Origin of the sequence: Niallia sp. FSL R7-0271 (genome assembly GCF_038005785.1) — a bacterium.
In the GTDB taxonomy this organism is placed as follows: Bacteria; Bacillota; Bacilli; order Bacillales; family Cytobacillaceae; genus Niallia.
The window spans coordinates 1-22,297 of the sequence record NZ_JBBOTZ010000003.1; the positions used below are offsets into that span (position 1 = coordinate 1).

The 22,297-nt window shown below is 33.2% G+C and carries 23 protein-coding genes and 1 pseudogene; 16 read left to right on the plus strand and 8 right to left on the minus strand.

The features are described 5' to 3' along the window. The 5 genes and pseudogenes from MKX82_RS27360 to MKX82_RS27380 form a co-directional block, all read right to left on the minus strand. Nucleotides 1-222, minus strand: a pseudogene (locus MKX82_RS27360) (hypothetical protein); the annotation flags it as partial. Between the two features lie 265 nt (nt 223-487). Further along, nucleotides 488-928, minus strand: coding sequence for an SMI1/KNR4 family protein (locus MKX82_RS27365; protein ID WP_341081682.1), 441 nt, complete (start codon nt 926-928; stop codon nt 488-490). A 420-nt stretch (nt 929-1,348) separates the two neighbouring features. Further along, nucleotides 1,349-2,017, minus strand: a complete 669-nt coding sequence (locus tag MKX82_RS27370; RefSeq protein WP_341081683.1) for a MerR family transcriptional regulator — start codon at nt 2,015-2,017, stop codon at nt 1,349-1,351. 515 nt (nt 2,018-2,532) lie between these two features. Further along, nucleotides 2,533-2,973 (minus strand): hypothetical protein, encoded by a 441-nt coding sequence (locus tag MKX82_RS27375; protein ID WP_341081686.1) that lies wholly within the window; start codon nt 2,971-2,973, stop codon nt 2,533-2,535. Nucleotides 2,974-2,979: 6 nt separating this feature from the next. Further along, nucleotides 2,980-4,122: a ParM/StbA family protein gene (locus MKX82_RS27380; RefSeq protein WP_341081689.1), complete on the minus strand. Its 1,143-nt coding sequence runs from the start codon at nt 4,120-4,122 to the stop codon at nt 2,980-2,982. 776 nt (nt 4,123-4,898) lie between these two features. Between MKX82_RS27380 and MKX82_RS27385 the strand changes: the two genes are divergently transcribed. The 5 genes from MKX82_RS27385 (at nt 4,899) to MKX82_RS27405 (ending at nt 11,475) form a co-directional block, all read left to right on the plus strand. Then, nucleotides 4,899-6,176 (plus strand): replication-relaxation family protein, encoded by a 1,278-nt coding sequence (locus tag MKX82_RS27385; RefSeq protein WP_341081691.1) that lies wholly within the window; start codon nt 4,899-4,901, stop codon nt 6,174-6,176. Next, nucleotides 6,169-8,874: a type IV secretory system conjugative DNA transfer family protein gene (locus MKX82_RS27390; protein WP_341081692.1), complete on the plus strand. Its 2,706-nt coding sequence runs from the start codon at nt 6,169-6,171 to the stop codon at nt 8,872-8,874. Before MKX82_RS27385 ends, MKX82_RS27390 begins: the two co-directional genes overlap by 8 nt. A 189-nt stretch (nt 8,875-9,063) precedes the next feature. Beyond that, nucleotides 9,064-9,960, plus strand: a complete 897-nt coding sequence (locus tag MKX82_RS27395) for a S1 RNA-binding domain-containing protein (RefSeq protein WP_341081695.1) — start codon at nt 9,064-9,066, stop codon at nt 9,958-9,960. After that, nucleotides 9,960-10,910 carry a replication-relaxation family protein gene (locus MKX82_RS27400; protein WP_341081697.1) on the plus strand — a complete coding sequence of 317 codons (951 nt, stop codon included), beginning with the start codon at nt 9,960-9,962 and terminating at the stop codon, nt 10,908-10,910. Before MKX82_RS27395 ends, MKX82_RS27400 begins: the two co-directional genes overlap by 1 nt. Before the next feature lie 10 nt (nt 10,911-10,920). Continuing rightward, the gene (locus tag MKX82_RS27405) at nt 10,921-11,475 is read left to right on the plus strand and encodes an HD-GYP domain-containing protein (RefSeq protein ID WP_341081699.1); all 555 of its coding nucleotides are present in this window, start codon (nt 10,921-10,923) and stop codon (nt 11,473-11,475) included. A gap of 325 nt (nt 11,476-11,800) precedes the next feature. Here MKX82_RS27405 and MKX82_RS27410 read toward each other — a convergent pair whose 3' ends face one another. From MKX82_RS27410 to MKX82_RS27420, 3 genes are all read right to left on the minus strand, one after another. Beyond that, the gene (locus MKX82_RS27410; protein WP_341081701.1) at nt 11,801-12,094 is read right to left on the minus strand and encodes a hypothetical protein; all 294 of its coding nucleotides are present in this window, start codon (nt 12,092-12,094) and stop codon (nt 11,801-11,803) included. Nucleotides 12,095-12,463: 369 nt separating this feature from the next. Continuing rightward, complete coding sequence (locus MKX82_RS27415; RefSeq protein WP_341081703.1) at nt 12,464-12,643, minus strand: hypothetical protein; 180 nt, start codon at nt 12,641-12,643, stop codon at nt 12,464-12,466. A gap of 121 nt (nt 12,644-12,764) precedes the next feature. After that, the gene (locus MKX82_RS27420) at nt 12,765-13,532 is read right to left on the minus strand and encodes a hypothetical protein (protein ID WP_341081705.1); all 768 of its coding nucleotides are present in this window, start codon (nt 13,530-13,532) and stop codon (nt 12,765-12,767) included. Nucleotides 13,533-13,857: 325 nt separating this feature from the next. Here MKX82_RS27420 and MKX82_RS27425 point away from each other — a divergent pair, with 325 nt between their 5' ends. The 11 genes from MKX82_RS27425 (at nt 13,858) to MKX82_RS27475 (ending at nt 22,202) form a co-directional block, all read left to right on the plus strand. Next, on the plus strand, nt 13,858-15,390 hold the full coding sequence (locus MKX82_RS27425) for a hypothetical protein (protein WP_341081708.1): 1,533 nt from the start codon (nt 13,858-13,860) through the stop codon (nt 15,388-15,390). Nucleotides 15,391-15,502: 112 nt separating this feature from the next. Next, a complete protein-coding gene (locus MKX82_RS27430; protein WP_341081709.1) occupies nt 15,503-16,105 on the plus strand; it encodes a hypothetical protein in 603 nt (200 codons plus the stop codon). A gap of 16 nt (nt 16,106-16,121) precedes the next feature. Then, on the plus strand, nt 16,122-17,279 hold the full coding sequence (locus MKX82_RS27435) for a ParA family protein (RefSeq protein WP_341081711.1): 1,158 nt from the start codon (nt 16,122-16,124) through the stop codon (nt 17,277-17,279). 10 nt (nt 17,280-17,289) lie between these two features. After that, the gene (locus MKX82_RS27440) at nt 17,290-18,813 is read left to right on the plus strand and encodes an ATPase, T2SS/T4P/T4SS family (RefSeq protein WP_341081712.1); all 1,524 of its coding nucleotides are present in this window, start codon (nt 17,290-17,292) and stop codon (nt 18,811-18,813) included. Beyond that, the gene (locus tag MKX82_RS27445; protein WP_341081714.1) at nt 18,806-19,789 is read left to right on the plus strand and encodes a hypothetical protein; all 984 of its coding nucleotides are present in this window, start codon (nt 18,806-18,808) and stop codon (nt 19,787-19,789) included. Before MKX82_RS27440 ends, MKX82_RS27445 begins: the two co-directional genes overlap by 8 nt. A 17-nt stretch (nt 19,790-19,806) precedes the next feature. After that, complete coding sequence (locus MKX82_RS27450; protein WP_341081716.1) at nt 19,807-20,724, plus strand: hypothetical protein; 918 nt, start codon at nt 19,807-19,809, stop codon at nt 20,722-20,724. A 29-nt stretch (nt 20,725-20,753) separates the two neighbouring features. Next, nucleotides 20,754-20,891, plus strand: a complete 138-nt coding sequence (locus MKX82_RS27455) for a hypothetical protein (RefSeq protein ID WP_341081718.1) — start codon at nt 20,754-20,756, stop codon at nt 20,889-20,891. 14 nt (nt 20,892-20,905) lie between these two features. After that, nucleotides 20,906-21,061, plus strand: coding sequence for a hypothetical protein (locus tag MKX82_RS27460; protein ID WP_341081719.1), 156 nt, complete (start codon nt 20,906-20,908; stop codon nt 21,059-21,061). Nucleotides 21,062-21,077: 16 nt separating this feature from the next. Continuing rightward, nucleotides 21,078-21,242 carry a hypothetical protein gene (locus MKX82_RS27465; protein ID WP_341081722.1) on the plus strand — a complete coding sequence of 55 codons (165 nt, stop codon included), beginning with the start codon at nt 21,078-21,080 and terminating at the stop codon, nt 21,240-21,242. 75 nt (nt 21,243-21,317) lie between these two features. Beyond that, nucleotides 21,318-21,695, plus strand: a complete 378-nt coding sequence (locus MKX82_RS27470; protein ID WP_341081725.1) for a hypothetical protein — start codon at nt 21,318-21,320, stop codon at nt 21,693-21,695. Nucleotides 21,696-21,704: 9 nt separating this feature from the next. Beyond that, nucleotides 21,705-22,202, plus strand: a complete 498-nt coding sequence (locus MKX82_RS27475; RefSeq protein WP_341081728.1) for a peptidase M23 — start codon at nt 21,705-21,707, stop codon at nt 22,200-22,202. Nucleotides 22,203-22,297 lie beyond the last annotated feature (95 nt).

A 22,297-nucleotide genomic window follows, 5' to 3' on the forward strand; every position in this document is an offset into this window, starting at 1 on the left:
TTGGAAATCTTGTATATTGGACCAGTTTAATTCTAGATAGAGCAGATTTTCTGGAATATCAACAAAGTTGCCTAACTTACTCTTTTTATGATGCCAAAGAGTTAAATATTGAATGTTTTCAAACTGAATCGTATCAAATTCATCTTCCTTCAAGTTAAAGTAAGCTTGAAGATCATCTGGTATTTGTTCAAACCAAATCGCCATATTCCTCCAATTATCCATTTTGAATCAACCCCATATTGCCAATATTTCTTTTATCATATCATCTAGGCTTATGAAACTAAACCGCCCTGTTTCTACCATAAGCTAGCTTATTTTATTACAGGAATGCTGCCATGTTTCTGCCATAAGCACTTTTTCATCTATACATCTATACCAGGAATGCTGCCCCTTATATGAAAAACCAAAAGGTTTCTTAATATAAATAAGAATGCCCTCGTTAGTTCTATAATAAAATTCAAAATTACCCTTTAACAAATCCGATAATTTAAAAATTATCAATCCCTTCTTCAATTAGTTCTTCTAGGTATTCTTTAAATGAAGAATACTCAACTCTATTAAAAGGTTGACCATGCGGGAAATAGCAAACAACAGGACATTCAAAATCTGTATTTACCTCGCTTGTATTAATACAATATAAAAATTCATGTACATCCTCTATTACAACAAATCCTATAGGAAGTCCTTTATGTAAGTAATCAACAGTAGCTTCAATTACTGAGCCATCATTAGGTGGTTCCTCCAGTCCCAATATATATCTCCCAAATATTCCTCCATAACCAAAAGTTAATAGATATTCTTTATAACTCTTAGGAAATTTAACATTTAATATCCTTTCTAATTCTGTAAGTTGTTCTTTATTAATACCCGAACCAATAATTGCTTCCTCAGAGTATCTTTCAAAAACAGATAGTATTCTTTCATCCATTTGCTCACCTTTTTAAATACCTTCTTTAATTTTAATGGTCTACATATTCATTAATTTTCACGGATATGATTGTTTTGCTTCTACCGAATTTAATCTAACCCAAAACTCTTTTCATCTTTTTATTGAACTATGCAATAAGCGGTTAATTGTAAATGTATACTTCCCCTTATTTCGTATATATTAATTGTTTAGTAATCTTTACAGTAATTAATTACACTAACATTCACAACAAAATATAAAACAAAGCAATTAAAAAACCTAAATATAAGTGGCTATTTACACCCACTATACTTAGGTTTTTTATAATAAAGTATACACCATAATTGCTCCAACTCGATTAATAGAAATCCCCCTTTCCTTCATTTTGTTTAAGTTGAATTGCTGTGTTTTATAGAAATTAATTATACATTAACAATTGAATTAAAGACCGAATTCCTTTTTTAGTCTTTTTTCGTAATTTTCATTAATATAACTTCGAATGAATTCATATCTTTTATTAAAATCTTCTTCTTTTCTAAACAGTCCTACTTTTTTTAACCTCTCACTTTCAGGTTTTGTGGACCACAATTCGATTGCTTCATTTTCTAAAGCGGCTTCTACCCTTCTTCTTACGACCATTTCCTGAAATCTTGTTTCTTTTTGTTCTTCTGGTGATGGCAATTTAGGTATTTGCTCAATTATAGAGTCATAATGCTTTTTGATTTCTTCTATCTGAGTAGCAGCCATCTGATTAAATGTTATTTTTAATTCTTCACTTAATTGCTCTTTTAATGATTCTAAATCTCCATCAAATGCCACTGGTCCAACTTCATTTGTTGGAAAACCCCTTAATTCAAAATGATTGCCTAAATCTTCATGAATTGCTGCTAATGACCATTTATCTTCTCGTCTCTTTTTAATAAAAATAGCAATTTTCAGGTCTAATTCATCATAAACTTTTTCTTTAGTATCCTCTGTACGCATAATATAATGAATTCTTTTACTTTCAAGAGCCTTGAACCATCCATCTATAGTATTCATGTGGATCTTTTCATTTTCAAAGGCTAATTTAATTTGCTCTGTGAAATCACTAATCTTCCAGTAATTCATATAACCAACCCTCCAACATTATGTAAACTAATATTTTGATAAATATTAATACAACAAACTAAGTAGACTACATATAGATTACACAATACATATAGTCTACATTTTCACAAAAACACTTGTTTGTTAATCGCCTCATCGTCATTTGTTGTCCATATGTATTCTATATCACATCTACAATTACAAAATTCTTGTCCTATATATAGAATTTATAAAACAATTGTATTCTACAAATTTAATCCATTAACATTTTTATATAGACCATTTATAGCCTAATTTTCATTTGTAGTTCACAATTGTTATTTGTATTTTATATTTATTCTACAATTCATCTACAAATGGTTTTCTTTTATAGAATAATTATACCCTACACTATACATGTATCCTACAAATAACTCTAATAATACACTATTGTAGGGTACATGTAGTTTAATTTATCTTTATTTTACTCGAATACTGCAATTAATGACAGTGGAAAACTTGATACTATAAAAAAATCCCCATCTAAGTGAAGGGGATTAATCATCATCATCAAAATTCAAAAAGGTTTTTTGTACAAAATTACTTGTTGTAGAATTTACTTTAAATGATGTAGTTTCTTGTTGAACTTCGACATTTTCTTTACTGTCAATCGCTTGGATACCTTCATCAAAAGCAAAAGGGGTGCCAGGTTTGTTAATAACTTGATATATTAATTGACTTAGTAGCGATTTAGTATAGCTAGAATTAATCCAATCTAATTGGTCTTTAGTTAAGTCAGATGGAAGGGGAATGTTTACCGTTTCCGTCTGACTTTTCTTTAAAGCGTCATCAATTGCATTTACAAAGAGGGGAGCAATCTCTCTACTGAAATTTCTTCCTATTTTAACTTTGCGTTTGTTTAAGTGTTCAATAACTGCTTTTGGTGTATTCTGTGGCAATCGAAAAGAAATAGTTTTACCAGGTTCATAGAAATCCACGGCTTATCACTCACTTGCAGCAGCTGCTTCATTTACAGAGATACCTTTACTATCTGCATACATCATTAATATTTTGAAATATGCTCTAGCAATCATCCAAACACTTTCTTCAGCAGAAACAAAACGAAGTGGGTAGTTTTTGTCTGCTTGGTTAATCTCTGTCACATAAGGTTTTAATACAACTGACCCTCCACCGATTTGGTAAGCCAGGCGAATATCCGGAACATTTCTCCATAATTCTTTTATGAGCTTATATTCTTCTTTTGCCAAGATTGACAACTCATCATCAATAATTCCCTTAATTGAAACTCTATTACCATCTACCCAAATATGATATTGCTCTTCTGGATCTTGATTAGTGATTATTTCAACTAGAGAACGTCTACTTTTAATAGTATATTTATGTGTTGAATAAACTCTTCTGATTATGTTATCTAAGTACGTAGAAACACCTTTTTTAATACCATCGCTATAAGTGTTATCAACCTCAGCATCTTTCGTAATAATTGCAGAATCAGTTGAAAGACCACCAATATCATTTATTAATATTGTTTTCCCTAATATTTCTTCATTTTTTGTTGATCCATTATCATTAGTTGTTAAATCCACATATGCTGCAAACCCCTCAGTGTTTACCAAGACTTGTTCAAATTTAATTCTGACTGTCTTATTTTCAAAGTTAGGCGTTTTAAGGAACTTCACTTCATGTTGAGCTGATCTAAGTTTTTTTCTGAACTCTTTTGCTTTGCCTTTTTTAGTTTCATCTAATGGTAATCCAGTAGATAGATAATATGTAGCTTCTATAATATCTTCTTTTTCTTCGAATTTCCCTATTGCATCATAAGCTAATGTTGTTAACAACAATATAACTGGTTGATCACTTTCTGATTTATCTTGTTCAGGTGTTAATTCATCATTATTAGGATACTTAGAAGCTAACTTTCCTACAGCAAATGAACCATTCTTCTGTTTAAGTGCGGATGATGTTATCTCAACATGTAAAGCGTTAAGCGGTTCCTTCTCCATTTCTACAATTTCACGATCTTTTAAATCAGCTATAACGTTTGGTATGTATATCTTATTCTCAATATCTCCTAAATAACCTTTAACCGCGTCATTTCCTATGTCGATAGATACGAATCTTGCCATGTATTCTCCTCCTAAATTGGTACATATTAGATTTATAATTTGATTGTATGCAAAACGCATACTTTTGTCAAAGGTTATTATACCAAAGTATGCAATTTGCATACAAAGCAACTAACGGTATATTGCATCGCATACATTTTGTATGCAATGGTTTTTTAAATTATATTTTTGTTTTTTCAGTCCACATATATACTAACAATTAATCACAAGTACTTTATAAGTAGATTACTAAAAGTTAAAAACTCACTACAAATAGATTCATTTAATATTAAAGAGTAATAATATTCTACATATAGAAGAATGAGTATACAGTAATTCATACATGAAGCACTTATCCATACCTAGTTACTAAATTAATGAAGGTCAAGACCCCAGATCGCACCCCCAGTCTTAAAAAAAGTTCATCTAGGGTCCGCGGACTCTAGGGTGCTGAGTAAAATTTAATAATACCAAGTAATAGACCGATATCAATAATCCATACTTCATACCTTTAAACCATCTTAAAAAGGGGTGTTTTACCTTCAGAAACATTACCCTAAAACATCCAACTTTTCAGCAAATGAACATATACTTCTGTATTATTTAAAAAATTACAATTCCTGTATATACTATAATAATTATGCAAGTAATTTTGTATAATCTTGTTTCCATCTTTCTGCAATGTTATACTGTTTTCAGTTTAATTTATCCAAAGGGAAAGACCCTATCATTGAAGAGGTAGCACCGCGGCTTCTTATTTGATAGGGTCTTTTTTTGTTAAAAAGGAGTGGGAAAGAGTGGATAATGAACACAAAGTTTGGTATTCAATAAAGCATACAAAGAAAGGAGCCTGGATTAATTCCAAGGATTTAGAATTGCTGCAATTAATCTATACAAATCGCATCTTAACCCTTAAACAAATAAAACGTTATGGAAGATATATTCTTAACGTTCCTGAATCCACCATCAAATCTAAATTAAAAAGGTGGTTTTCTAATGACATTGTTTCTCTCGAATATCTTAGTACTTTAGGAAAGCCAGTAGTATCCTGTTATAAAATTGGGAAGTACGGTTTTCAAATACTCCAAAATGAAGGAGTAATAAATGATGAAGAATTATTAGAGGTAACCGTAAAGAATATTAAACAACCAAGCCACTACTTTGGAATACAAGATGTCGTGATTGATACTCTCATTGAGATGAAAGATAAAAGATCTACTATTACATCTACACATCCTAATTACAAAACATATTCTTCGTCAGAAAACATGTTAAACAAGGAAACCATTATTATTCCAGATTGGAAGATTGCAACCACTGACAAAAAAATACTTAATATTGAGTTTGATACCGGATATCAGAATCTAAGTAAAATTAAAGAAAAAGTAGATAGTTATATGGAATTAGCAACAACAAGACCAGAAGAGCATCATTTTATATTATTCGTTGTAGCTGATAATAAGTCCGAAACTTACACTACTGAATATCCTGCTAATCGTGAAATACGGATAGTTAACATTAAACAACTAATTGGTAATAAGGTTGGGAACAAGGTTAAAAACTTAGACTTTTATGTTTGTTCTGCATACAGAGCCCCAAGCATTGCTAGCAATATTCTAAAAGGTATTTATCCAATAACGCAAAGTCAAAAAGAGAGTGAACTAGAACTTGCTATGCTATCTGTTCAGTTAAACGATGATGTGGATTATACAATATCACCTATAGAAGCGAGTGAGTTTTATTTAAGCGACGTTCCTGATGAACTATATGGAGATAGCCATCATGCAATGGTGGATCATCTGAACAATAAAAAGTTAGATGTCATATTTAATATTGTAGAAGAGGGGAGTGTAAATGCATTTGATAGACTATCCTACTTAGAAACCTTAATCTCTTCTAAAAGGATGAAGAGGGAAGTCGAGCAGGTATATGCTCTATATTTAAGCACAGCTGCTATGCAGAATGATGTTTTACCTAAAGATTTCAAACATATCTCTTTCTCACAGACACAGGTTTGGCATTATAAAAAAATTGATAGTCCGTCAAATAATAAGGTGGTGAGAGTCCTTGAATAACTGGAGGGTTCATCCAAGACTGCCCGCCATCTCCATTTCAATAATCGGGGTACTGTCTTTATATTTATCCTTACGGCCAATCATAAATTACTTTTTTGTTATGATAGGTCAGTTCCAAGGTAGTATTCCATCATTTGTGCTATTCGGTAGTAGTTTGAAGTCAGGGTTTATTGGCTTTTTATTATCAACACTCATTTTAATTGCTGGTTGGCTAATAAGTACTAAATTCCAAAAGTTCCAGACACCCCTTTGGAGAGTGTTATGGTTTTGGAACATGTTTTTGGGTATTACCTTTTATTATCTGTGGTTGATTACCATGCCTGTCTACAATACGCTAATTCCGTATCTAGGGAACCTTATAGAAAAACTTCAAGTAGATAATATTTGGTTTGCTGTTGCTGTAGGTGATATAAACACTTTGTTTATAACCATAATATTTACACCTTCAGTAGTAACTGGAATGATATTGATGTGGTTAGGTGGGCAGTATTCCCAATACTCAGAGGATATTAAAACCGCTTTTTATGAATTTGAATATAAGAACTCATTCTTACAGAAATGGTTTAAGAAAGGTGATACCGAACAATGGCCTGATGTTGTATTGGGTCCAGATTCTGAAACAAAAGAATTAATTATACAACCCGGTCGTGATAGAACGCTTAATAACATTATTATTGGTTCCATCGGTACAGGTAAAACGGCAGCATTACTACTACCAATAATTAATCAAGATCTTCATTGGATGACTAAGTTTATCAATGACTATCCTAAGATATCTAAATTAGAGAATTATGATTCAGAGGACGTCCGTGGTAAGTACCTTAATAGTATTAGTATCATTGAGCCTTCTAATGACTTATGTCAAAAAGCTTATCAATTAGTACAAGCACATGGAATTCCAGAAGAATCAGTTTTTTACATCGACCCAACTAACGAGAACACTCCTTCCATTAATCCTATGCAAGGACCTGTTGACCAAGTTGCTGAAGCCTTCGCAATGGTCATTGAAGGATTAGCAGAAGGTGGAGGAAATGATTTCTTTAAACAGAGTGAAAGAAACCATTTGAAGAACTATATTTATTTATTGAAGCTTCATAATCCGAATAAAGAAGTAACTTTTGATCTATTACTAAGAATGTATGATAACGCACAACTAGTTAGACAAATGCACCTTGAGTTAAAGGACACCATACCGCCAGACTTCGATTTAATTGAAAATCGGGATGAGCGTAACCATTGGGCAATCGTGAAGCAAATTGATGAATGGTTTGATATGAACCATATTCCTAAAGTTTTTCGAGTTGCAGGTAATGCGGTAGCGGAAAAAGTAGCTCATGGAGAATATAGAGGACAAGATGTATATGTTGACGCTCAAGGAGAATATGTCAAGGGTTTGCGCAACACGTTAAACGACATTGGAGCCAACATTCTTATCCGAAGAGTACTATTTGGAAAATCAAACTTTTCATTTGATGAACATTTGGAAAAAGGGGGAATCCTCTTAGTTAATACTGCAAAAGGGGAACTTGCAGGACTATCTAATATTCTAGGTAAGCTCATCTTACTTAGTTTGCAGAATGCCGTCTTCCGTCGTAAACCGAATACAAGTACATTTGCACATATTATTGCAGATGAATTTCCTGATTATATCTTCCAACCTTTTAAGGAGTTCCCTGCACAAAGCCGTAAGTACAAAGCCATTGTTACAGTTGTTGCTCAAACCATTACCCAACTAGCGGATAAATATGGAGAAACTTATATGCAAACGTTGCTTGGTACCCTTCGACATAAGATGGTTTATGGTGACATACCTTCATATGACGCGAGGCTGTTTTCCGAGATATTTGGTGAAGATGAAAAATTTGAAGAAGGAAAGAATGAGCAAGCTGTCAGTCCTTTACAGGAACAACCTGTGCTTAGAACTGGAAGCAGTTATCAGAAGAAGAAGGAAGCTATCCTCTCTCCAAGCGATATTATATATCAAAAAGCGTTCCAAGCAGCTATTAAAATAGTGGTGAATAATAATCCTGTACCGGTACGTCAAATAGATGCTAACTTTGTACCAAGAGCTGAGTTTAAAGAAGCTATTGTTAAGGTATTACCAGAAAACGGAGAAATCTGGTTAAAAGAGAGAAGTAAGATTAAGGATAGTGATTTGAATTTAATTCAACAAGGGATAGAAGAGGTTACTGTTGCACCACCTGAAATAATTCAGATAGCGGAAGAAAAGATAACAGAAAATGAAATCCACTTTCCCATTAATCCAAATGGTGCACCAGAACAAAAACCTACTTTTAAATCAAATGTGATTAATAAGTCCATTATTTCGAAATTAGACGGTGGGGTTGAGCTTATCTCAAATGATAATTCAAATGAACGACGAGAGCCATTGAGCAATGTGGCTGTTGCTACCGTTCCTATTGTTGAATCGACAAATTTGGAAAAAGCAGATAACGTTATTGAAAGTAACAGAAGCACAGGTGAGATTGAAGAATTTGATTTAAATAAATTCTTCTCTAATGAAAAGAGCGTAGAGGAGAAACCTATAAAGAACAACGAAGAAGTAAAGAAATCCGAATTAGGAAAAGAGGAACTGGCCCTATTCGAGGAAATCCAAACAGAAGTGAATCAAGTGAAAAAGGAAGATAAAAACAGCAGTTCACCTTTAGATGGTTTTATCCAACCTTTTGACTTATAAATCCACTATTGAAATAAATAGAAAACTAGGTTAAAATTTCTTTATTAATAAAACGAGTTAGCCAATAAATTAAAATCTAATATACTAATGGGAACAACCCAAAACTAAGTAGTTATCACTACTTTTGTTTTGGGTTGTTTTTTTTTGGCTTACTTTCACTAATTAAATAACCTATAGGAGGAAACAGAAGTGGCAGAATTACTCGCATCATGGACAAACGACCAACAATTAGAGGAGTTAGCAAGAATTCGAAGAAACAGAGAAATCATTAAAGGGGTAGTTACGTCCGTTGGAACTAAAACATCTAAAGTTTTAGAAGATGGTAAGTACGTTGATAAATCAATGGAAGTAGCAGTATTTCAACTTGAAGGTAACATTAATGCTTATTGCCCTAGTAATGAGTTTTCCGAACATGAATACAAATCCCTTAATGGATTTACGGGAAGCATCCAGGAGTTTATCATCACTAACTTAAACCTCGATGACAAAATTGCAATTGTAAGCGTACGTGAGGCAGACAATATCAAAAAGGCTGCTTTCATGGAACAATTAACAGAGTTAGAAGAAACACAAGAACTAAAAAATACTGTTTTTAAAGGAATTGTACGTGGCTTTAACCCGAATACACGCCGTATCTTTGTACGCGTAAATGGAGCAGATTGCTACATGCTTCCTAATGACTGGAGTTGGGATAGAAGCAGAAGTGTAGAAACATTATTTGACCGCGGGGAAGAAATAGAAGTCAAAGTACTTCGCTTCGATAGAGAAAACTCCTTAATTCAAGTAAGTAGAAGAGCTACTATTGAAGATCCATTTAATAAGTTAGATACATTAAAGGAAATGAATACAATAGCCGGTAAAGTAACAGCAGTAAGCCCAATCCACGGTATCTTTGTTCAATTAGACGTGGGGTTAGAGGTTAAAGGAATTAAGCCAAACTATTTAGACGAGCCGGTGCCAGGGGATATAGTATCTTGCGTTATAAGAAGCGTGGATAAAAAGAATCGTAAAGCAAGAGTAACTATTACGGGATATCCAAGGGGTAAAAAGAAATTAAAAGATCCAGCAAGTTTCTTGTTTGAGTAATGAACACTATGGAATCATTAAAAGAACAACAAGAAATTGAATACCCTATGTTTACTACGAGAAATGGGGAGGTTCCTTTTTGGGACCATCCTCTTCTCAAAGGTAGCAAGATACTCCCCAAAAAGTATTATCCTTATACAGGTATCGAGGGTGCAATAACACTCTTAAACAGAAAAATTATTGACGAACATGACTTTACCCTGATTAAGGTTTTAGGAGATGCTATTTGTGCCACTGAAGATCAACTACGTCGGTATATGGCACCAATCTTGAGTCGTTCAGATACATCCAAAAGGTTAGACCGTTTGCGAACCAATGGAATAGTGGAAAGATGGAAAGTAAGAATACGAACGGATGTAGAAGAAGAGGTGAAACCACCCGCTCCATTTACATTAGGGGTTGCAGGTTTTAAGTTACTTAAGCATTATTACAATGACCAGTTCTTTATGGACCCAAACCGTTGGGATAACTACGGTATTGGTGGTATTAAAAGGTACGTTGCAATGAATGAACTACGCTGCCAACTTATTGAAAGAAAAGTACTGAGCAAGTGGAAATGGAATGCAAGAATTGCGAACAATCATCGATATAAATTCCCACTCGGAGTAGGGGAAATTAAGACACAAAACGGTAACATTAATTTTCTGATTGATCGTGCTCAAATGAATCAAAATTACATAGGGTATTTTCGTGATAAACTGGAAAACTGGAAATATATTCACGAAAAATATAACAGTTTACCAGTAAGTGACTTTCCTGAGAATGTCCAGATGGTTATCCTTTATACATCTACACTTACTATTGCTGAGCAAATTCAAAAAGAACTATTATTAGATACGTATCCTTTTAACATACTTCTTTGCGTAGAGGAATTTATGGAGGAGGGGTTAAACACTTCTTTCTTCCAACCAAGCAAAGAAGGTTTAAAGCGTATTCGTTTACCTATATAAGGAGGACAATATGGTTGTAACTACAATATACACTGTAGATACATTATTAGATTCTTTAAAGTCCCATTGCCCCGCTACCTATGAACATTCCGTAAGAGTAGGAAAGCTTCTAGAAGCATTCACAGCATATCTTGGTATGGAAACAAATCATATGTTTGAGTTAGGAGCTCTCCATGATTGCGGTAAGCTTCTAATTCCTTCTAAACTCCTTAATAAAGAGGAAAAACTTACAGAATCAGAGTATGAGGAAATTAAAAAACATACCAGATATGGCTATGAGACCTTATTAGAAACTGAAGATTTCCCCAATTCTTATGCAACAAGCATTCTATTCCATCATGAAAATATCGACAAGAGTGGTTATTACGCTATAGGAGGAAATGCTATACCACTTTTAGCCAGAATCGTAAGAATCATTGATTCTTACGATACAATGTTAAATGGACGTATATATCAAAGGTCTCTAGAATTTGAGAAAGTAATAGATGAACTAAATCAATTGAAAGGTAAATTATACGAACCGCAATTAGTGGCTTCCTTCACTTCGTTTCTTATTAAAATATAACTGAATATTATACATAGTAAGAGCACATTGCTTCCAGGGCAATGTGCTCTTACTATAAATCCAAGAATTGTAATAGTAATGTAATTTTCAGCTCAAGTCCTATGTATGAAAGTTAATCTATCAGTCCATAATTATTAAAAAATACTATGGAGTTGAACATAGATGAAATGTAGAAATTGTGATAAACAAATCCGAGTACGCAACAAAAGCAGTTTTTCGAGCCGTTTAGGATTGTGCAAACAGTGTAGTGACTTTGATAAAAAATGGGTTAAACAGGGAATGATGTTCGCCCAGCCACCAAAAAGGAAGTTAACTTAATTGAGCCTTAATAAATTACAACTTGTTTCTCGCCATCATTAATTATCCTAGGATGAACTCTGTATCGTTCATTTTTATTAAACTTATCTTGAATACTATTTACTAAATCTGGACTATTAACACATATCTGTAAAAGATAATCACAAAGTTCAGAACGAGTAAAACCTGTAGAGATTGCAAGAGCATCTAGTTTGTTTTCTGTGTTAGAGGTAACTGATATGGAAAAACGACAACATCTCTTAGCGCCTAAGTTTCGTGTTTTAGCTGCTTTTGATTTGTTAGGAACATTTACTCTAATCATATTACGGTACCTCCTTGGCCTATATAATAGTGGTGTAGTGAACTACTAAAATATATGCGTGAGGCTTTTGTTTAGAACTTTTAAATCATTTTAGGATAGTAATAATCACTCTTAAGCCCTCTCCCCCTAACTTATTAAAAGTAATAGAAACAAAAAATGTATCCTAATCAAAATAGCTGAAAGTGGTTCACTGGTGCACAGATTCACTGATGTTTTAGGTAGGGTGGAGGACCAAGGCAGAGTTAAGCTAAAGTATTTATTTGTTTAGGATAGCAATTACAATGAAATTAGTAAGTGGCTGTGCAGATAAAAAAGCATGGGAATAATAAATCCCATGCTTTTTTATTAATTTTAAAAATCCATATAATATTAAATACTCTTCTTCATTCCGCATTTACGGCATTCACGAATAAAAATGAAATTCTTAACAGAACTCTTAAACTGAGCATTATCACAGTTGTCGCAGCGTCCGCTATTAACGTCTGGATATTCTTTGTAGTCATAAATAATTGAAGTATCATACCCATTGTACTTTTCTTCGCTCAACATTAATCACCCTTTATTTAAAATGGCTTAACTAGCATAGCAAATTATCCTAATTCTATAAAGAGTGAAATGAACAATCTATATACCTATCGTAATAAGCCTCTAATTTCTTTGGGAATATGAACTATTTTTGTACTTCTATTCTTAAAATATCGGATGGTAAGATATTAACATCTTCATCTAAGTAAACCATGTAATTATCTCCTGAACTCCATAACTCTTTACTTTTTAAAACTAAATATTCAACTGCTCCAACAATTAAAATGTCAGCATCATAGTTATTAAGATCCTTGAAATCAACTGATAAAGACAACTTGATTCGTTTATTTTCTTTTATCCAATTAGATACCAAATCTGGATTGGTTAACAGTCGACTTAGATCATGAATAAACTCCGGACATTTTTTTAAATGCTGTACATTAGAATTACATTCGGCCATTTCTCGAATTAAAAAACCGTTAATGCACTTATCTTGGTTAAATCTCCAGAATAGATGTTCATCAGTGTAGTCTTTATTTTTGTAAGTAATTATAGGTGCTACACCTTCTTTATAGACAATTTTAATACCATTTTTTAAGAAGAATTCATTTAATAAACCTTTCTTAATAACATTTTCTAAATTAAGCAGTCCATGCTCTTTAAAAGAGCTATCATCAACGCTACTTGATAAATGGAACATTGTGATTCTATCAGGTAGGACTTCCTCATTATCTAATTGAAAATATGTCAAAATGTCATTAAAAGTAAGACTACAATCTTTAATCCCATTATTAAATGTAATTTTTTCATTGCATGCTAAAAGAAATTTATTTAATCCGTCCAAATCTGTCTTAAACAACGAAATTAACGAATTCTGTGTACTTTCTATTGTTGAACAATCCAATGTTTTCATTTAATTCTCCTTTGCAGATTTTTACTTAATATAAATATTATATTAAATTAAGGGATAGAAATAGAAATAATAGTAATTAATCTAATTACTATTATTTCTAATAAATTTCTACTTGAAACTTTTAACAGCAAATGATAATATGAGGGAGTAATTAGTGATTCTCTTTTAAGGCAACTTAGAGAATAATATTAATTGACTATAACTTTAAATTTAATGATAAAAACATCATATTATAACGGGAAACACCCGAATGTAAAGCATACTACATATACGTGTAGTAGGTTTTATGTTCGGGTGTTTTTGTGTTTTAAGGAGCTTTTTAGAAATGAAAAAGGTGCTTATAGCGGTAGGCGATAGAAATTATACAGAAATTTTATGCGATGCTTTTGACAAGCACACAGATCAATTTATTTTATCCAACCAAGAAGTATTACACAGACGGTATTTAGAAGAAATTGTAGATATTGAAACACCAGATATCTTAATTATCCATGACCGCTACTTAGAGAGTTCCTACGAACAACAGGAAGATAGAGATAACGAATTGCTGACCTACATTAGACAGTGTCGCATTCGATACGACAATCACATGCGGATAGTCTTCCTATGTGAACGTCCGACAAAGGATCCTTATCTTTCTACGTTAGTTAGTATCGGTGTAATGGATATCTTTAATCGAAATACCATTGATTTAGAACAGTTTATCCAACAACTTTCCGAACAACCTAAATTTTCACAGGTAGAAAAATATCTTTCTACAACCATTCCTCTATTCGCTGCTAAACAAGAAGAGGAGCGAATGGAATTAGAAAAACAAAAAGAAAAGGAAAAAAAAGAGAAACGAGTTAGACCAGTTAAAGTAGTGGAAAAAAAGGTTGTCCAGAAGGTTGTTGAGAAGAAAGTTGTTCAAAAGGTCGTAGAGAAAAAAGTTGTTCAGAAGGTTGTTCAAAAGAATGTAATTAAACGGGATTATAACATTCACGTTCACAATAGCACTGAAAAAGTAATAGGTGTTCCAGTTAAACGAAAAACAGTTGTAGTTGGGAGTCCAACAGCAAGGAATGGCAGCTCTTTTGTTTCACACCTTTTAGCAAGAAACATTGCAAAGACAGACATAACAGTCAGTTATATTGAATCCCCACTAACTAGCCCGTATACATATGACCGTTTCTTTGGGACGCAATACGCCCCCGACTATAGAGGGCTCTTTCAAGAATTAATAACGGAATTTAGAGTACCAAACCAAACGACCGATTGGACGAAAGATGGTGTTCAAATCATCTGTCAAAATCCAACATCAGATTATGAGGCTCCTCATGATATATCTCTGGAGACATTTATAAAAGTTTTATATTCCAGTGATGCCTTAATTAACATTATTGATATTGGTACTAGTTGGGATAAGGAAATAACAAAAGACTTAATTGATATTGCAGATATTGTTTTAATGGTTGTTACTCCTGATGTTCCTCTCTTACAACATCTAGAAGAGAATCAACAACTGAAAGCCATTTTACATTCCGATAAGCTACATTTCATCGGTAATCGTTTTACAGAAGGTATAAACAACAACCCATTAATTAAGGATTTACTATCTGATAAGTTAATTTTAACATTACCTTCCTTTGCTGATTCGGATGTTTTCCAATCACAATACCAGGGAGTTTTCCTTAATGATCAAAAGGATTATTCAACAAAAGTATCAACCCTGTTTTCCCCTATAACCGATATGCTTCTCCCTAAAGAAGTATTGAACAATAAAACAAAAGGTGGATTCTTAAGAAGTATATTCAGTAAAAAAATATCTATCCAAAAATCAAATCAGGAGGTAAAACACAATAATGAAGTTTTTAAATAAACCCTCTGTCAAGATTACACTTGGGTTAATGACAGCTCTTTGTACTATAGCTTTTATCTTTGTCTACGATATGTTCCTAAGGGATCGAATTGATTCAGTGGAAGTAGTTGTAGTGAAAGCCACTGAAGAGATACAAAAAAGCGAAAAGATTACTGCAGATAAAATTACTACTGAAAGAAGACCAAAAGAAACCCTAATTAGCAATGTAGTATTAGCAAAAGATATCAACTCTATAATCGGCATAGATTCTAGTCAATTAATAGAAGGTAACTCCATGATTTCCGGAAACATGCTTGATGTCGAGGAAATTGTTCCAAATAAAGAAGAGGGAGAAGCAATACGCCCAATTACGAAAGATATGATTTATGCTCAGCCAGGCTCACTGAGAAGAAAAGATACAGTTGATATTTATCTAGTGAATAAAGATGGTTCAACCAATATGACGGAAGATGGACCATCCAATAAAAGTTCAAAAAACAGTGAAGCAGCTTCCACTAGTGCTACTCCTTATCTACAAGACGTAAAAGTGGTTTATGTAAAAGACTCAGGTAACAAAGAAGTTGTCTCTGCTACTACAGAGGAAACTACTGAAGACCAAAGATTAAATGCTACGTCAACGATTAGTGACCTAGAAGTAATTCTAAATGATGATGATTTTAAGAAGTTAATGGACCAAGTGTTAGGTAAAGGTGCAAAGCTATATATCACCTATTAATATTGGAGGCTAAAACGTGAAGATACTTGTTGTTTCAGAAAACTCAACCTATAAACAGTTATTTGAAAAGAAAGAAGAGGGGATAACTGCCCTGCTAGCAAGCTCAACATTACATTCTGAAAAAAATATCGATGCTGTATTTTTAGATGGTGAAATCGTACAACTTGATGAGCTAAATCACATTAGAGAAATGTATCCAAATCAAGGTATCTTTTTCAAACCAGTTGCTTTAAAAAGCGAAATTATAACGAAACGAATTAAAACAATTGCCGCTGCTGTAAAAATACAGGTCATTAATGAATACAGCACAGATGAGCAACTGGTAGATACTATCATCGCTCGATTATTTGAGAAAGATACATCATCCACAAAAAGAGTAATAAGCTTTTTCGGAACACATAGCGGTGCTGGAGTTACCACAACAGTTTTAAACTTAGCTCGCTCCTTATCTCAGAAGACAGATGAAAAGGTGCTGGTATTAAGTTTAAATAGCTGGGACCCTGCTGACTATCTTTATCATTATGAAGGCCAGTACTTAAATGATTTAAAAGTTGACCTCAATCTAAAGAATTTAACTGCCCAGAGATTGTCAGAAGCAGTCCATTATAATGACTCTTTTTATCACTTGGCAGGTAATAGGGATATAAAGATGCAAAGAATGTACCAACCAGAAGAAATTGAACATCTCATAACTGTAGCAAAAAACTTATTTGATGTTATTTTAATCGATGCAGGTACACACTTTGATACCGCTCCAACCGTTCAATCTTATCTATCTAGTGGTTTGAAGTTCTTAGTTACTAACCAGGAAGTAAAAGGATACCGTGGATATTTCCCTTATGTATTTCATCAGCTAATAGAACCTGCCGGAGGAAGCGCAGAGGAATTTATGCTGATTATTAATAAATATCAACCAGCTAATACATTGATAAATGAAAAAGATCTAGAAGAAGAATTGAACATGGAGAGAATATCGACTTTACCAGATGTTAAGGAATTGGGAACCATGGCCTCTTATCAAAGGAAATTATTATATGACTTTACGGAGAGTGCCTACTCTAAGGAAATCGATTTCTTATCTAAGGTAATCATAGCGGAGTGTGACCTTTCAGAGTCCCTTCTTCCACACAATAAGTTAAAAGAAAAGAAAGGTTTATTTTCGATCTTTAACTAGAAAGGAGTGAGTGAAACTGAATAGCTTAGAAAAAGAAATCGGAATTGAAAAAGAGTTTAGTATATCAGAATGGTTAGCTGAAACTGTTTCAACAAAAGGATTAAAACAAGTAGTCAGAATAAATGACTATACGAGAAACCGTTCCTTTAAGGATATCTGCACAAAAGTGAGAAATCAGTTACAGGAAATTGTTATTGATGGAAGCCTTGATAAAAAAAGTTCCCGTGAAATTGGAGATTCTGCTGAAGATGACAGCAACATCTGGCTTGAGAGACAACACAGAGCGGTAATTGGAGACCAACAGGCAATGTCTTACTTTATTACTAAAATTAATGAAGTACTTCATAAAGAGAATATCTCTTCGACCGATTATCCTTCTTTTTATAGTTCTTTATCAGAGGCTATTTTCCATGAAGTATGGGGCGTCAGCATTCTTCATAAGTGGGATAAAATGCCGAACAGTGAAGCTGCGGTAATTAGAGGAACTCAACTTTGGATTGATATTGATGGTACTTTTGTAAAACAGGATGAGGAATTCGAAAGCATCGAACGAGTAGAGAGAGTGAAAAAAGCTTTTACTATCCGTATAAAAGACGCAATTATCAATGAGCAAACTCCTGAATTAGAGATTGAAAGAGAAGATGGCAGCCGTATCACGATGATTCAAAAGCCAAGAGGAAAAGAAAATTATATTATGTTCCGCCGATTTGTTGTAAAAAACTTTGGTTTAGAAGAGCAAGCCCGCTTAGGAACTATATTAGAAGATGATATACCTTTCTTTCGGGCCTTATCGAGAGTTATGGCAAATACTATCTTTGCAGGAAGGGTACGTTCAGCAAAAACTACATTCATGAAAACCATGATTAAAGAACGAGATCCTTCTTATGTAATTGGCGTATTAGAAAAACACTTTGAATTAAATTTATCCAAAGAATTGAATCGACTTGTCTTTGAAATTCAAGCAAAAGAGGGAGACTTACATCATGCTATCCCACGTTTATTACGGATGGAACATGACTATATTGTCGTTGGGGAAATTCGTTCTTTAGAGACAGAGGGTTATCTACAAGCTTGTGAACGTGGAGAAAGGGGCGCCTACTCTACTTATCACTTAACTACAGTAGAAAATGTAGTTCCCCAAATAACCAGGCATATATTGGACGAGTTCCCAAACAGAAACTTTGAAAATGAATTAGAGCGAGTTGCAAGAAATATAGACATAATTGTAACAATGAGTGCTGAACGAGATAGAAAACGCAAAAGAGTTATAGGGGTAACGGAAGTTATATGGGATGAAGAGAACAGGAAACACCGAACGCAAGATTTAATTCGCTATAGTCCCGCAACAAAGAAATATTATTATTCAGCTAATCTATCAAAAGAACTACTTTCCCTAATGGCTACGGAGAGTTTTGAAGATGCCAAAATATTAATAAATCACTTAACAAGAAAAGCGAAGAAATCACCATTGTCAGATTACAAACTAATTAAAGATCAGCTACTAACTGACATGTTGGAGGAATCCAATGGCTAACATTACACATTGGATTTGGCATATTGGTGTTATATACATTCTCTATGGTATCTTGCTCGTCATTTCATTACGGGTTGCTTACTTAATTATGATGGAGTCACTCAAAATAACCTATAGTGATTGGAATTACAAATATCGGATACGAAGAATTAAAAAAAATTTAGATGTAAAAGAAAGTCAGGTTAGCAATAATCCTTTAATCAAGCATGTTTCGCTTCTCATTCGTACGACAAGCGATAAAAGAAATGAGTTAGATGCCCAAGTATTTGTCCTATTTAGTGTTCTTATAGGATTTACCATGTTCATACTCTTTTTCATGGCACTGCATGATTTGGTAGTCTCTGTAATCTTTGGGTTATTACTATCTTCAATCCCTTACATATTCTTACGATTGAAGTTAAATAAAATTCGTTATCTTATGAGCTTAGAATTTCTTTCTATTGTTCAAAGGTTGACCCAGAACTATAGTACTCATCAACAGGATATGTACTACGCCTTAGCAGAAACACAAAAGCAGATTAAGAACGAAGAACTTCGTAAAGTAACAATTCGTTTAATATCAGACTTGCAAGTGTCACGAAGCGAAAAGGAATTGAAGGAAAGTGTACAAATATTTACTTATACTGCAAATACCAACTGGTCCAAACGTCTAGGCAGTATTATTTTAAAAGCCTATCTATATAACGAGAAAGTTTCAAATGCCTTGATGGTTTTAACCAAACAAATGGAAGATACTGAAGAGATGTTAGAAGAAGAAAAGTCACAAATGCAAGACTCTATCTATGACGGTTTTATTACTGCACCGTTATTCATTGGTTCATTGATCTTAGGCTACTATACTAGTGGTGCTCAGGATTGGTTCTCCTTGCAATTTGAAGGGAAATGGAACTTGTTTCTCTTCTGTCTATGTATCGTAGGTGTCATTTTTTCCATCATTATCTCCATCTTCTTAAAGAGTCCAAAGAATGATTTATAACGATGGGAGGTAGCTAGATGGATAATGAAATTATTCTCTTTAAATTGATGAATGTAATTGTATATCTAATTGTCATTGCTTTATCTATCATAGCTGGCATTTTAGTTTACACAGGACTTAGTACAAAAGCAGAACGTTTAAATTATAGAATACGATTATCATCCAGTATTGAAAAAAGCCGAGTTAGATTAATAGAAGGAACAAAGCATTCTAAAGCCGAAGACCAGCTGAGAAGAGCACAATATCCTTTGGGCCTTAATGGATTTAGATATTACCTTTTAATCGGAAGTATTTATGGTTTTCTTATTCTTTACTATGTAATAGTCCCAATGTTACTAGAGGGAACCATTACTCAAACCATTTATATAAGCGGCATTGTCATTCTTTTATTGATTCTATTTTCATTACCAAGTTTTCCATTCTCTATATTTAACTTTGTCATGAAACGAGTAGTTAATTTTCAGCAAGCCAAAGTCCACTCGGAAGTATTTATGCTTTATGACTTACTAATTAATGAAATAGAGATGATGACGGTAAATAGGATTAATACTTATAACGTTCTTCGAAGTATGAAGCCTTATTTCTTATATCTTGAACAACCTTTAACCAGACTATTATCTACTTGGACAAGTGATTTGGGCTCTGATACAGCATTAGACAATTTCTTGTTAGAGATCGATTCCAAGGAATCAGCAGCATTAATTGGTGTAATAAAAAACCTGGATGGAATGGACAGACAAACAGCTTTGCAACAACTAAGAGGTATGCATCAAATGTTTGTAAAAAATCAAATCGAAAACTACCGACGAAAGACAAAGATTACAAATGATGTATTAAACATTCCTGTAAAGGCTACTCATTTTATAATCATACTAAATTTCTTAGTATTAGTTGTGACAATGGTAACTGTCATTCTACAACAGACAAGAGGTTAAAATCTTATAATTTTAAGGGGGTGACACCAATGAAAAAATCCATTGCCTTCTATATGTATATTGCCATAACAGCAATTGTAATTAGCACCTTTGTTTTCGGAGGGCTATATTTTCTGATGAAAGATCTATCTGATGATGTAGCGACTTATACCTATGACAGCAGTTAAAAGGAGGAAACAATATGTCAAAGTCATTAGCTGTTTTTATGATGTTAGCTGCAATTGCTGTCATCATGACGTCATTAGTCATTGGGATTAGTTTTGGAGCATTAGCAGACAAAAACTCCAAACATGAAGAAATGTTAAAAAACGAACACCAACTAAAAATAAATTATTGAAAAGAGGAATTTTATCATGAATAAAACATTATCAACTTTCTTAGGTATAGCTATCACAGTAATTACAATTTCAGCATTTCTGTTCATTGGTGGTTACAACCTAGTTAACAGCGAAACTAGCGCTTATGGAACAAAAGTGACAAACATGCAGACCAACCTACCTAGCGGCACTGGAAAATAAATAATACAGAGAAAGGAGCAACTATTATATCTATAATAATTTGCTCCTTTCCCTTTAAAGAGGGGGTTTTTTTATATGGCAAAAGCATTAGCTGAATGGATGACGATTTTCATAGCTGTAAACATTATGTTTGCTCCTATACTTGCATATATAGATAGCCTTAACCGAGAGGCTGTAGAAGTCGTACTAGCTGAAGGATCTAAGCAAGCATCAATAGAAGGTAGTTTTACTCCAAGTATTGTAGATGATATGAAACAAACATTAGTTGAAGACTATAAATTTAATGAATCCAAAATAAATATAACAGCTACTCAGACCTTAACTCCTAGAAATGAATATTTGGAAGCAAGTATACAGGTTCCTAGAACTTTTATTTTTATTCTAGATATTTTCAATCAAGGTCCAAGTACCATCACCAAACACACCAAAATCTTAAGTGAATATGTTAACTAGGAGTAATCAATGGCTACTACATTAAGAACCATTATATTTGTATTATTGTTTGCATTAATTACCCAAATACAATTTAATTTAGATGCCGATAAAACTGCCACAAGGCAGCTGAAAAACGCTACAGAAATAGCAGTCCATGATGCTGGTTTGGCTGTTGAACCTGATGCTCTTGCTGATGGAAAGATTATTTTCAATCAGAATAAAGCGATGGAAAACTTTCAAGCAAGTTTAAAAAACAACCTAGATTTAACAAGTACTGCGGGATATGTTTATAATCCAACTGATTCTTCATTCTTTAAACATGATCTTTATCTTGTAGACTTAGAATTTATTGATGATAGTAACACAGAAAGCTACCCTTTTGTTTATTCTAATCCCAATTATCATATATTAGAAAACATAGAAGGACCCTCTATTATTGCAGTTATGACTACGGAAAGTCCTCGCTGGTTTAAAGGTAATTTATCCATGATTAGACAAGCAGCGGTTTATCAATATAAAAAATAATATATCTCATAGGTAGTAATCTAAGTCATATAAATATTGATTTAGAACATAATTTGCTATAAAATTAATGTATAGCAAATTACATATACTAAATG

Excerpts from the sequence above, each read along its gene's own strand:
- MKX82_RS27475 (WP_341081728.1), top strand. The coding sequence starts at position 21,705 with ATGGCTACTACATTAAGAACCATTATATTTGTATTATTGTTTGCATTA.
- MKX82_RS27410 (WP_341081701.1), bottom strand. The coding sequence starts at position 12,094 with ATGATTAGAGTAAATGTTCCTAACAAATCAAAAGCAGCTAAAACACGA.
- MKX82_RS27370 (WP_341081683.1), bottom strand. The coding sequence starts at position 2,017 with ATGAATTACTGGAAGATTAGTGATTTCACAGAGCAAATTAAATTAGCC.
- MKX82_RS27400 (WP_341081697.1), top strand. The coding sequence starts at position 9,960 with ATGAACACTATGGAATCATTAAAAGAACAACAAGAAATTGAATACCCT.
- MKX82_RS27455 (WP_341081718.1), top strand. The coding sequence starts at position 20,754 with ATGAAAAAATCCATTGCCTTCTATATGTATATTGCCATAACAGCAATT.
- MKX82_RS27445 (WP_341081714.1), top strand. The coding sequence starts at position 18,806 with ATGGCTAACATTACACATTGGATTTGGCATATTGGTGTTATATACATT.
- MKX82_RS27450 (WP_341081716.1), top strand. The coding sequence starts at position 19,807 with ATGGATAATGAAATTATTCTCTTTAAATTGATGAATGTAATTGTATAT.
- MKX82_RS27420 (WP_341081705.1), bottom strand. The coding sequence starts at position 13,532 with ATGAAAACATTGGATTGTTCAACAATAGAAAGTACACAGAATTCGTTA.
- MKX82_RS27380 (WP_341081689.1), bottom strand. The coding sequence starts at position 4,122 with ATGGCAAGATTCGTATCTATCGACATAGGAAATGACGCGGTTAAAGGT.
- MKX82_RS27365 (WP_341081682.1), bottom strand. The coding sequence starts at position 928 with ATGGATGAAAGAATACTATCTGTTTTTGAAAGATACTCTGAGGAAGCA.
- MKX82_RS27460 (WP_341081719.1), top strand. The coding sequence starts at position 20,906 with ATGTCAAAGTCATTAGCTGTTTTTATGATGTTAGCTGCAATTGCTGTC.
- MKX82_RS27425 (WP_341081708.1), top strand. The coding sequence starts at position 13,858 with ATGAAAAAGGTGCTTATAGCGGTAGGCGATAGAAATTATACAGAAATT.
- MKX82_RS27405 (WP_341081699.1), top strand. The coding sequence starts at position 10,921 with ATGGTTGTAACTACAATATACACTGTAGATACATTATTAGATTCTTTA.
- MKX82_RS27465 (WP_341081722.1), top strand. The coding sequence starts at position 21,078 with ATGAATAAAACATTATCAACTTTCTTAGGTATAGCTATCACAGTAATT.
- MKX82_RS27470 (WP_341081725.1), top strand. The coding sequence starts at position 21,318 with ATGGCAAAAGCATTAGCTGAATGGATGACGATTTTCATAGCTGTAAAC.
- MKX82_RS27415 (WP_341081703.1), bottom strand. The coding sequence starts at position 12,643 with ATGTTGAGCGAAGAAAAGTACAATGGGTATGATACTTCAATTATTTAT.